10 protein-coding genes are annotated in these 10,431 nt (G+C 69.1%); 4 read left to right on the top strand and 6 right to left on the bottom strand.

Annotation, left to right across the window (positions count from 1 at the left end; all coding sequences use genetic code 11):
• Positions 1–828, top strand: an 828-nt coding sequence (locus P1P70_RS13030) for a hypothetical protein (RefSeq protein ID WP_319236979.1), incomplete at its 5' end; no start/stop codon positions are given.
• A 59-nt stretch (positions 829–887) separates the two neighbouring features.
• Positions 888–1,568 (top strand): Uma2 family endonuclease, encoded by a 681-nt coding sequence (locus tag P1P70_RS13025; RefSeq protein ID WP_319236978.1) that lies wholly within the window; start codon positions 888–890, stop codon positions 1,566–1,568.
• 33 nt (positions 1,569–1,601) lie between these two features.
• Here P1P70_RS13025 and P1P70_RS13020 read toward each other — a convergent pair whose 3' ends face one another.
• The 3 genes from P1P70_RS13020 to P1P70_RS13010 all read right to left on the bottom strand — a co-directional run bounded on the left by P1P70_RS13020 (position 1,602) and on the right by P1P70_RS13010 (position 4,435).
• The gene (locus P1P70_RS13020; RefSeq protein ID WP_319236977.1) at positions 1,602–2,243 is read right to left on the bottom strand and encodes a superoxide dismutase family protein; all 642 of its coding nucleotides are present in this window, start codon (positions 2,241–2,243) and stop codon (positions 1,602–1,604) included.
• 260 nt (positions 2,244–2,503) lie between these two features.
• Complete coding sequence (locus tag P1P70_RS13015) at positions 2,504–3,646, bottom strand: NADH:flavin oxidoreductase (RefSeq protein WP_319236976.1); 1,143 nt, start codon at positions 3,644–3,646, stop codon at positions 2,504–2,506.
• A 210-nt stretch (positions 3,647–3,856) separates the two neighbouring features.
• Complete coding sequence (locus tag P1P70_RS13010; protein ID WP_319236975.1) at positions 3,857–4,435, bottom strand: TetR/AcrR family transcriptional regulator; 579 nt, start codon at positions 4,433–4,435, stop codon at positions 3,857–3,859.
• Between the two features lie 70 nt (positions 4,436–4,505).
• Here P1P70_RS13010 and P1P70_RS13005 point away from each other — a divergent pair, with 70 nt between their 5' ends.
• Complete coding sequence (locus tag P1P70_RS13005; RefSeq protein WP_319236974.1) at positions 4,506–5,099, top strand: dihydrofolate reductase family protein; 594 nt, start codon at positions 4,506–4,508, stop codon at positions 5,097–5,099.
• 71 nt (positions 5,100–5,170) lie between these two features.
• Here P1P70_RS13005 and P1P70_RS13000 read toward each other — a convergent pair whose 3' ends face one another.
• Positions 5,171–5,317, bottom strand: coding sequence for a hypothetical protein (locus tag P1P70_RS13000; protein WP_319236973.1), 147 nt, complete (start codon positions 5,315–5,317; stop codon positions 5,171–5,173).
• Between the two features lie 186 nt (positions 5,318–5,503).
• Here P1P70_RS13000 and P1P70_RS12995 point away from each other — a divergent pair, with 186 nt between their 5' ends.
• Entirely contained in the window at positions 5,504–7,831 is a 2,328-nt protein-coding gene (locus P1P70_RS12995) for an ATP/GTP-binding protein (RefSeq protein ID WP_319236972.1), read from the top strand.
• 82 nt (positions 7,832–7,913) lie between these two features.
• On the opposite strand, the gene groL is transcribed toward P1P70_RS12995, so the two are convergent.
• Together groL and P1P70_RS12985 are read right to left on the bottom strand one after the other, a co-directional pair.
• Positions 7,914–9,536 carry a chaperonin GroEL gene (gene groL / locus P1P70_RS12990; protein ID WP_319236971.1) on the bottom strand — a complete coding sequence of 541 codons (1,623 nt, stop codon included), beginning with the start codon at positions 9,534–9,536 and terminating at the stop codon, positions 7,914–7,916.
• 383 nt (positions 9,537–9,919) lie between these two features.
• Positions 9,920–10,126 (bottom strand): cold-shock protein, encoded by a 207-nt coding sequence (locus P1P70_RS12985; protein WP_046709519.1) that lies wholly within the window; start codon positions 10,124–10,126, stop codon positions 9,920–9,922.
• Positions 10,127–10,431: the final 305 nt, after the last annotated feature.

Here is a 10,431-nt window from a genome sequence, read left to right as displayed (position 1 = left end):
CAACACCCCCGCACAGCCCACGACTTCGCCACCCTCCCACCCCGCGAAGCAGCGATCGCCGCGTACATCGACCGCCTCCCCGACGGCGCCGACATCAGCGTGAAGACGCTGGCCAAGGAGCTGCCGTACGGCCAATGTGCCCTGCGTACGGCCCTCAACAGGATCCAGGACGCGGGTCACTTGCGCCGTGGCCGCGAACACCTGACGACCAAGTCGGGGACGGCGCAGTGGATCACCCGAACGTGGTTCTCCCGTACCGCGCGCGACGACACCTGGTGGGCGAGGTTCACCCGGGGTGACGTACCCGAAGAGGAACCGGACCGAGGCCGCCCCACCCGCTCCCGCGCCCACATCCTGCTCGCCGCCCTGGGCCGTACGGCCCCGGCCCTGTCCCTCTCCCAGGCCGACTGCGCGGCCTTGGCCCCGCTGCTGAATCCCTGGTTCGAACGCGGCGCCACCGACGAAGCCGTACGCCGGGCCCTCACCAACGGCCTCCCCACCCCCGTCCACAGCCCGGCCGCTCTCGTCCGCACCCGCCTACGCGACAAGCTCCCCCCAGAGCCGGAACCGGAACCGAACCCGGAATCGTCCGCGGATCCACACCCCTCGCCCCCTCCCCTCCGCATGCTGGAATGCGCCCACTGCCGCGTCCCGGGCCGCCCGGAAGCCCTGCCGGGCGGCGTCTGCGGCGCATGCCGAGGGGAACGCACTCCGGCGCGCCGCCCCGACGCGCCCCTCTCCTCCTCCACGATCCACGCCCGCGCGGCGGAGATCCGTGCGGCGATGTACCGGCAACGGCAAGCACATCAGGAAGGGACACCCGTATGACCGCCCCTACGGTCCGACGACACCACACCGGGGCACGATGGGAGGAAGGAGGCAACACCATGATCCCTGACACCGCTGAGCACCCGCAGATGTCCGTCGAGGACTTCGAGGAACTCGTCCGCAGGGCCCCGAGGGAGCTGCGGAACCGGCTGGAGTTCCTCGGCGGGAGGCTGTGCGTCCGGCATGGCCCGCTCGACGTCGACGAGTTCGAGGAGCTGGCCGCCGTGGCTCCCGAAACCGTGCGGCTTGAGTACATCAACGGAAAAGTAGAGGTCAAGGCCATGCCGGACGGCAAGCACACGTCCATCTTCCTGTGGCTGATGCGTCAGTGCATGCAACAAAGGCCCGACCTGGACCTCGCGCCTGAGCGGGGTGTCAAGGCAGAGGCATACCGCAAGGGCCGCGCCCGCACGGACGGCTTCCTGGCACCGATGGACCACTTCGTCGAAGACGGCGAGTGGTCCAACCCCGACGGCACCCTCATGGCCGTGGAGATCACGTCCCACGACCGCGACACCGACCAGCGCGACCGCGTCGACAAGCCCCTCTGCTACGCGGCGGCCGGCATCCCCGTCTACCTCCTCGTCGACCGCGACGACCACACCCTCAAGGTCTTCAGCGAGCCCAAGGACGACAGGTACCAGCAGACCGACGTCCACGCCTGGGGGGCGACCGTCGATCTGCCCGCCCCCGTCGGCATCACCCTGGTGACCGAGAAGCTCAAGGACTACGCCGACTGATCCGCCCCCGGCACCTCGCCGATCCGCTCCAGGCTACTTGAACGGCACGTTCACGCAGGCCAGCCGCGCCCCGGCCGTGCCCGCGTGCCCCTCGTGCGTGGAGGTCGCCGCCGCGTGCAGCACCACGGAACGGGCCCCGCCGTCGCGGAAGCGCCAGTCGACGACGGCGATCGAGCGCGCCGAACCGTCCTCGTTCGTCCGCACGTCCAGCCACACCTCGTTGTCGGGGTTGGCGTACGCGGGGTCGACGGACGGCTGCTTCGGGTCCAGCTCGTCCTGGTAGTGCGGCCCGGCGTCGGCGGGCAGCTCGCCGCACGGCTTGGTGTGGACGTGCGCGCCGTAGACGCGGCTCGCGGCGAGGTCCCGCAGCCGCAGCTCGATCCGCGTACCGCCGTCGCGCCGCAGCTCCTCCTTGACCTGCACCCGGCCCGCGACCGGCACCAGCGCGGTGTCGTAGGTGACGGCGGGCGCCACGTCGGCGGTGGCGGCCGGGGCGAACACCGTCTTGACGACGACCTTCGCGACCGGGGTCTTCTCCACGACCGGGGTCTTCTTCTCGACCGTCTCGCTGGCGCCCGCGTTCGCGGCGACGCCGAGGCCGCCGGCGACCGCCGCGATGGCGGCACCGGCCGCGATGAACCGCTTGTGCTTGAGGGTGAGCTTGTGTCGTGCCATGGGATCTCGTCCGATTCGTGGGGGAAGGGGACCATCATGGGATCATCAGCACGTCGGCGCCCCAACTTGGTGCGGAATCACCGGAGTTGGGGCGCCGACGGCGCTGTGCCACGACACTACAACGACACATATGACGGAATTGGCTCGCTACCGCCGGGTACTGGGGAGACTTGGCGAAAGATCCCCGGCGCGGCGGCGACGCAACCGGCGGCAACGCAACCGGCGGCGACGCACCCAGCGGTGACTCACCGGGCGGTGACTCAGCTGAGCGAGCCCAGAGCCGTCGGCTCGAACGTCTTCAGTTCGTCGATGCGTCCCTGGAGCACCTTCGTCGCCCACTCGGGGTCCTGGAGCAGCGCCCGGCCCACGGCCACGAGGTCGTACTCCTCCGCCTCCAGCCCGTCCAGCAGGTCGTCGATCCCCTTCGTCGTCGCCCCTTCACCGGCGAACGCGGCGAGGAACTCCCCGTCCAGACCGACCGAACCGACCGTGATGGTCGGCTTGCCGGTGAGCTTCTTCGTCCAGCCCGCGAGGTTCAGCTCGGACCCCTCGAACTCGGCCTGCCAGTAGCGGCGCGTGGAGGCGTGGAACGCGTCGACACCGGCCGCCACCAGCGGGCTCAGCACCGCCTCCAGCTCCTTGGGCGTCTCGGCGAGGCGCGCGTCGTACGCATCCTGCTTCCACTGCGAGTAGCGGAAGATGACCGGGAAGTCGGCGGACACGGAGTCCCGTACGGCCGCCACGATCTCCGCCGCGAACTTCGTCCGGGCGACCGGGTCACCGCCGTAGGCGTCCGTACGGCGGTTGGTGCGCTCCCAGAGGAACTGGTCGACGAGGTAGCCGTGGGCACCGTGGATCTCGACGCCGTCCATGCCGATGCGCTCGGCCTCGGCGGCGGACTTGGCGAAGGCCGCGATGACCTCGTCGATGTCGGCCTGGGTCATGGCCCGGCCGCCCTCGGCCTCGGCGCCGTCGGGCCGCAGCCCGGAGGGGCCGAAGACCGGGGCATCGGGGAACAGCTTGCCCTGCTGGCGGACGGACCCGATGTGCCACAGCTGCGGCACGATCGTGCCACCCCCGGCGTGCACGGCCTCGACGACCTTCGCCCACCCGGCGAGCTGCTCCTCCCCGGCGAACCGGGGCACCCCGTCGAGATCGCCCGCGGTCTCGTGCCCGACGTACGTCCCCTCGGTCACGATCAGCCCGACCCCCGCGGCCGCCCGCCGCCCGTAGTACGAGGCCACGTCCGCGCCGGGCACACCCCCGGGCGAGAACACCCGCGTCATCGGCGCCATCGCGATCCGGTTGGGGATGGTCAGCCCGTTGATCGTGACGGGCCGGGACAGCACCTCGGCGGCACGGGACGCGGAACCGGTGGTGGAGGCGGTGGAAGCGGTGGTCACGTAGGGACTCCTTTGGAGGCGTCGTCGGACAGCGAGGAGTATCGACGGCGGCGGGCCGTCGAGTCCTGACGGTATGTGCACATGCATAGGCCGTCTTCCTGGCCAACGGCTGCTGCCACCCCCGCATTCCGACCAGCCGGAAAGGCGTCCTGTGACGCCGGGCACAGGGACGGATGACGGTGACGCCCCCTTCGGACGGGCGGACCTGGTCTACTCCGCCCCCACGATCCGCTCCACGGCGGCCGCCACCAGTCGCTCGCGCTCCGCCTCGGTGAAGAGGTCCGGGAGCGTGAGCTGTTCGACGATCAGCCAGTTCAGCGTGAGGATGAGCAGCTTGACGGCCATGGCGTCGCCGGGGAGGCCGGAGGCCTCGTGATAGGCGACATTGGCGTCGACGTCGGCTCGGACCCGGTCGGTGAGGACCTTGCGCAGTTCGGGGCGGCGGGTGGCCTCCAGGCGCAGCTCCAGCAGTGCGAGGTAGCCGGTGCGGAAGGAGGCGACGCGGCCGACGAGCTCGCGCATCAGTTCGGCGTAGGTCTCCCGGTCGCGGCCGGCCGCCCGCTGGCGGGCGATCGTGGCCTCGTCGGGCTGGAGCCGCTCGTAGACCCGGGCGCCGGCCTGGGTGAACAGGTCGTCGCGGTTGGCGAAGTAGTTGGACGCCGTGCCGACGGGCACGGCGGCCTCGGCATCCACGGCCCGGAAAGTCAGCCCCCGTGCGCCTTCTCGGGCCAGCACCTCGATCGCCGCGTCGACGAGGACCGCGCGCCGCTGGTCGTTCCGTCTCACCATTGACACCACTCCGGATGTAGTACTACGTTCAAACCACTTCAAGCAGAGTACTACGTATGGGGGTCATGAGATGCGTAAGCTCGTGTACTACGTCGGTGTGTCGCTCGACGGCCGTATCGCCGGTCCCGGCGGCGAATTCGACTTCTTCCCGCAGGGCGACGAGCAGCAGGCCGCCGCCTACTCGACCTGGGTGAACGCGCTGTATCCGGAGACCGTCCCGACCGCCTACCGCGCGGCCGTCGGCGTCGCCGACGCGCCCAACCGGCGTTTCGACACCGTCGTCATGGGCCACGGCACCTACCGGCCGGCCCTCGACAACGGGATCACCAGCCCGTACGCGCACCTGCGCCAGTACGTCGTGTCCAGCACCCTCGCCCCGGACACCGACCCGGCCGTCACCGTCGTGCGGAGCGCCCCGCTCGCGCTCGTCCGCGAACTCAAGGCCGAGAGGAGTACCGGCCTGGACATCTGGCTCTGCGGCGGCGGCCGGCTCGCGGGCACCCTGCTCCCCGAGATCGACGAGCTGCTGATCAAGACCTACCCCGTCGTCGTCGGCACCGGAATCCCCCTGGTCGACGGCGCCTTCGACCCCACCACCTTCGACACCGCCGAGCGCACCGCCTTCCCCAACGGGATCACCCTCACCCACCTCACACGCCGCTGACGCCCGGAGTCCCGCACCGACCTGAGGCGAGGGCCGCGAGGTGGAGTGCGGCCAGGTACATCGCCAGCTCTTCAGCGCCCTGTCAGCCACCAAAGCAGCAGCGTGACGGCAGCCGACCCGGCGGCGCCCGCAGCACCCAGTGCCGCCTGGCGCACCAGACGACGCCCGAACGCTTTTCGGGCAACTCGCCGCCGCTTGACCTCGTCGGACATGGTCATGAATCCCTCCTGCTCACGATCGGGGCCTTCGCCCGACCACGATCGTGGCCGATCCCGGCGGGCCGAAGCCCGCCAGAGGCGGCTTCAGCTGTTGCCATTCGATGTGGCAGCGCAAGAGCCGTTGCCACTTTCGGTGGCAACACCTCTTGCGGGTATGCGCAGTTGCCGAGCCGCGATACTGACCGAATGCGCAACGGACAGGTGCCTGCTCACGTCGAGGTGCCCACGGTCAGCCGAGTTCGGTCGGTGTCGCTGGCTCCGCTCAAGGTCGGCCTGCCCCCTGAGAGACGGGCGCTCGCCGAGGACCTACGCCGGGTCTTCCTCACGCTCGGGGTCAGCGTCCGACGGTACGCCGCACGCCGCCATCACGACGCGAGTTCGGTGACGCGTTACCTCAGCGGCGACCGGGTCCCTCCGTGGCACTTCGTCGCTGGCGTCATCGCCGACGTGCAGGAGGCCCGGATCCCCCTCACCCCCGAGGCCGAGACCGCCCTGCGCGACCTGCACCGGGCAGCGCTCAAGACGAACCGGCGCAGCAGTGAAGTACAGGTGCTCCAGGACAGGCTGGCCGAGGCCGACGAGGAGACCCGCCGCATAACCACACGTCAGCGGGCGCTGGAGGAAGCGCTGCAGGACCGGGAGGTCCGCCTAGCCGAAGTGCGCAGCCGATGCCGGCATCTGGAGACACGGATCGAGGAGCAGCGACTGGACCATCGCGCCGAACTGGCCGTCTGGCACGGCGAGTACGCGCGGCTGGAAGAGGAATGCGGCGATCTGCAGGAGCAGGTGATCTACCTTCAGGAGGCGCTGACGGTCACGCGGGCCGAACTGATCGCCGCGGAGGACCGCTGTCACCGGCTGGAGACGCAGCTGGAAATAACGCAGGAAGCAGACCGGGACCAGTCGGCCGACGGAGTGCCTCCCTCCCTCATGCTGATCCTGGAGGAGGCGGACCGTACATCATCGGTGCCCGACCTGGTGCGGACGGTGGGCGACCTCGAATTACGGACCCGGCAGGCGACGGCGAGCGAACTGGTGCGATCGGCCAGCCAGTCGCGCACCGTCGAGGAAGTGGCCGGGCTACTGGCCGCGCTACGCCAGGCAGGCTTCGACGCTCACGCCCAGACAGCCCTCCCGGCCATGGTGATGGTCCGCTCCATCGACGACACCAGCGCTTTGGCGCGCGAACTCTTCCGCGCGGGCCTCGAGGAATACGTACTGACACTGGTGCAGGCCTCGGTGAAGTTCCATCAGCCGGAGGACGTGGCAGCCTTCGCCCTCGCGCTGGACCGGGCGGGCCTCCCGCGATTCGCCGAGAGTCTGCTGGGGGCTGTGGCGGTGGTCCGCCCGGTCGCCGACATGGTGTCGGTGGCAGCGTCCCTGGTGGACGGCGAACTGGACTCCGCGGTGGGCGCCGCCATGGCCACGGCCGCCGTTCAGCGGAGCGTGACCGATCTTGTGGCCTTGAGCATCGCCCTGCGCGAAGCCTGTCTGATCCGCTGCGCCGAAGCCGTTCGGCTGGCGGTGGCAGCCGAACGATCCGCCTCGGACGTGGCGGAGTTCATCCGCTCCTTGTCCCGGCATGGCCTCACCGAGGACGCCGAGGCCGTATTCGACCGCACGCAGGACCGCACCGTCAGCCACCTCATGCCGCTCATCCACGCGCTGTGGGACGATCGGGCGTGGACGGTGCTGCACCGAGCCGCGGAGTCCCGCTCCGGCCACGACATCGCCCTGCTGATCAGCGATCTCTACATGGTGGGACGGCACCAGCATGCCGCTGAACTGCTGGTCATGACCCTGCGCAGGCGGCCCGCGGAGCTGGTGCAGGAACTGGTGGGTGTCCTGGTCGGCCTGACCGTCGGATCAGAAGCCGTCCTGCGGGCCGCGGCCAGGACACTGCCACCCGCTACGGCCGCCGCGCTCCTCGTCTGCCTGGAGCGCATCGGTCTGCTCGAACAGGCCGCGACCATCTTCCAGTCCATGGTGCACAACGAACTCGCCGGACACGCGGGACTCTTCCTCTCGACCCTGGCACAGGCCGGATCGCACTACGGCAGTCACGAGGCCTTGGAACAGCACGCTCGCACCATGTCCGTACCCACCCTCGCTCCCCTGCTGCTGGCCCTTGAGTCCGCTTCGCTGACCGAGCACCTCGACGCGGTCATCCTCGCCAGTTGTTCCGACTGCCCCTTCCTCGATGTGGCGATGCTCCTGAAGCGCCTCGACTTCCTCGACAGCGCACATGACCAACGCATCCGCAGTGTGGTCCAGCGCATCCTGGAGCACACAGTTCACACTCGGTCTCCGGGCAATCAGGCAGCCCTGGTCGGCGCCTTGGAAGGGTTGGGTCTGCACACGTGCGCTGCGGATCTCACCGCCAAGGCGACGCGTGCGCACGGGCGGCGGTTCACGGAGGAGTTGAAGCAGGATCAGAACAAGCACGAGCAGAGGTTCCTGTCCCGTGCCTTCTGGACCTCAGAACGCTCGCACGGACACGGCGAGCACGCATGAGACCGAACGCCCGAGGGCGGCACCCCCCGTTTCCAGGGAGTGCCGCCCTCGGTACCGCAGGACGGTGATCGACCGGGGTCGATCAGAAGTCCATGTCACCGCCCGGCATGCCGCCGCCGGCGGGCGCGGCGGCCTTCTCCGGCTTGTCGGCGATGACGGCCTCGGTGGTGAGGAAGAGCGCGGCGATGGAGGCGGCGTTCTGCAGAGCGGAGCGCGTCACCTTCGCCGGGTCGATGATGCCGGAGGCGATCATGTCGACGTACTCACCGGTCGCGGCGTTCAGGCCGTGGCCGACGGGAAGGTTGCGCACCTTCTCGACGATGACGCCACCCTCAAGGCCACCGTTGACGGCGATCTGCTTGAGCGGGGCCTCCAGGGCGAGCTTCACGGCGTTGGCGCCGGTCGCCTCGTCACCCTCCAGGTCCAGCTTCTCGAAGACCGTGGAGGCCTGCAGCAGGGCCACGCCACCACCGGCGACGATGCCCTCCTCGACGGCCGCCTTCGCGTTGCGAACGGCGTCCTCGATGCGGTGCTTGCGCTCCTTGAGCTCGACCTCGGTCGCGGCACCGGCCTTGATGACGGCCACGCCGCCCGCGAGCTTCGCCAGGCGCTCCTGGAGCTTCTCGCGGTCGTAGTCCGAGTCGCTGTTCTCGATCTCAGCGCGGATCTGGTTGACCCGGCCCTGGACCTGGTCGGTGTCACCGGCACCGTCGACGATGGTGGTCTCGTCCTTGGTGATGACGACCTTGCGGGCGCGGCCCAGGAGGTCCAGGGTCGCGTTCTCCAGCTTGAGGCCGACCTCCTCGGAGATGACCTCGCCGCCCGTGAGGATGGCGATGTCGCCGAGCATGGCCTTGCGGCGGTCACCGAAGCCCGGGGCCTTGACGGCGACGGACTTGAAGGTGCCACGGATCTTGTTGACGACCAGGGTCGACAGGGCCTCGCCCTCGACGTCCTCGGCGATGATCAGCAGCGGCTTGCCGCCCTGCATGACCTTCTCGAGGAGCGGGAGCAGGTCCTTGACGTTGGTGACCTTGGAGTTGGCGATGAGGATGTAGGGGTCCTCCAGGACCGCCTCCATGCGCTCCATGTCGGTCGCGAAGTACGCCGAGATGTAGCCCTTGTCGAAGCGCATGCCCTCGGTGAGCTCGAGCTCCAGACCGAAGGTCTGCGACTCCTCGACGGTGATGACGCCTTCCTTGCCGACCTTGTCCATGGCCTCGGCGATGAGCTCGCCGATCTGGGTGTCGGCGGCGGAGATGGAGGCCGTGGAGGCGATCTGCTCCTTGGTCTCGACCTCCTTGGCCTGGTCGAGCAGCGCACCGGAGACGGCCTCGACGGCCTTCTCGATACCGCGCTTCAGGGCCATCGGGTTGGCGCCGGCGGCTACGTTGCGCAGGCCTTCCTTGACCAGGGCCTGAGCGAGAACGGTCGCGGTGGTCGTACCGTCACCGGCGACGTCGTCCGTCTTCTTGGCGACTTCCTTGACCAGCTCGGCGCCGATCTTCTCGTACGGGTCCTCGAGCTCGATCTCCTTGGCGATGGAGACACCATCGTTGGTGATCGTGGGGGCGCCCCACTTCTTCTCGAGGACGACGTTCCGGCCCTTGGGGCCGAGCGTCACCTTGACGGCGTCCGCGAGCTGGTTCATGCCGCGCTCGAGGCCGCGCCGCGCCTCCTCGTCGAACGCGATGATCTTGGCCATGTGAAGTGGTCCCTCCAGGACTGGGGGTGATTCCTTCGGACCGCGCCCGCGCCCGCGACGGACGGCTCGCCTGCCTCGTGGTTCCTTGCCCCACCCGGCCTGCGGGCCTCACCGACCCGGTCCTCGTTGTCACTCTCACCTTCAGAGTGCTAACGCCAATGATTAGCACTCGGCATGGTCGAGTGCAAGCGGCTCTTGATGATCCGCAGGTGAACGCGCCCTCGCGCGCCCCGTCGGCGGGCCCGCAACCGGCACAGCGGCCGCCCGCCGCCGGGCACGGCCGTGCCGGGCCGGGCACACGAGAGGGCTCGCACCCCGAAACGGGGTGCGAGCCCTCCCATGAAGAACGAAGAACGTCGCTGCGTGAAACCCGGCGCGTTACTTCAGCCGACCGCGAGTCGGACCATGTCCGCCTGCGGTCCCTTCTGACCCTGCGAGATCTCGAACTCGACCCGCTGGCCCTCTTCCAGGGTGCGGTAACCGTCCATCTGGATCGCGCTGTAGTGGACGAATACATCCGCACCACCGTCGACCGCGATGAAGCCGTACCCCTTCTCCGCGTTGAACCACTTGACGGTGCCCTGAGCCATGCCTAACTCCCCTATTACTGGCCCTTGCACAGATCCACACTTCGCGGATCCGGGTCAGACCTCACCCCCCAACGGTTGGGGGTGTGCGCCGGAACGCGTCGACCGCGGCCGAATGTATCTGTCCAACTGCCCTCTGCAACAGGTCAATCGGACGAGAATTCTGGACACGACCGGTCGGGAATGTACGAACAATTCACCCGAATTCAGGGCAAGTCGGGCCCCACAAAAGGAACGAAATACGCAAAAGGCCTGCACACTTTGGCTACTTCATATAGGGCGTGCGGCGCGATCAGATATGCGCCCGG

Origin of the sequence: Streptomyces sp. MB09-02B (assembly GCF_033794485.1) — a bacterium.
Lineage (GTDB): Bacteria > Actinomycetota > Actinomycetes > Streptomycetales > Streptomycetaceae > Streptomyces.
Note: the sequence above shows the minus strand (reverse complement) of the source record. Positions and strands in the feature narration are given on the sequence as shown.

What these genes read in the sequence shown, in the direction of transcription:
- groL (WP_319236971.1), bottom strand. Translation starts at nt 9,536, where the DNA reads ATGGCCAAGATCATCGCGTTCGACGAGGAGGCGCGGCGCGGCCTCGAG.
- P1P70_RS12995 (WP_319236972.1), top strand. Translation starts at nt 5,504, where the DNA reads ATGCGCAACGGACAGGTGCCTGCTCACGTCGAGGTGCCCACGGTCAGC.
- P1P70_RS13020 (WP_319236977.1), bottom strand. Translation starts at nt 2,243, where the DNA reads ATGGCACGACACAAGCTCACCCTCAAGCACAAGCGGTTCATCGCGGCC.
- P1P70_RS13025 (WP_319236978.1), top strand. Translation starts at nt 888, where the DNA reads ATGATCCCTGACACCGCTGAGCACCCGCAGATGTCCGTCGAGGACTTC.
- P1P70_RS13000 (WP_319236973.1), bottom strand. Translation starts at nt 5,317, where the DNA reads ATGACCATGTCCGACGAGGTCAAGCGGCGGCGAGTTGCCCGAAAAGCG.
- P1P70_RS12985 (WP_046709519.1), bottom strand. Translation starts at nt 10,126, where the DNA reads ATGGCTCAGGGCACCGTCAAGTGGTTCAACGCGGAGAAGGGGTACGGC.
- P1P70_RS13010 (WP_319236975.1), bottom strand. Translation starts at nt 4,435, where the DNA reads ATGGTGAGACGGAACGACCAGCGGCGCGCGGTCCTCGTCGACGCGGCG.
- P1P70_RS13005 (WP_319236974.1), top strand. Translation starts at nt 4,506, where the DNA reads ATGCGTAAGCTCGTGTACTACGTCGGTGTGTCGCTCGACGGCCGTATC.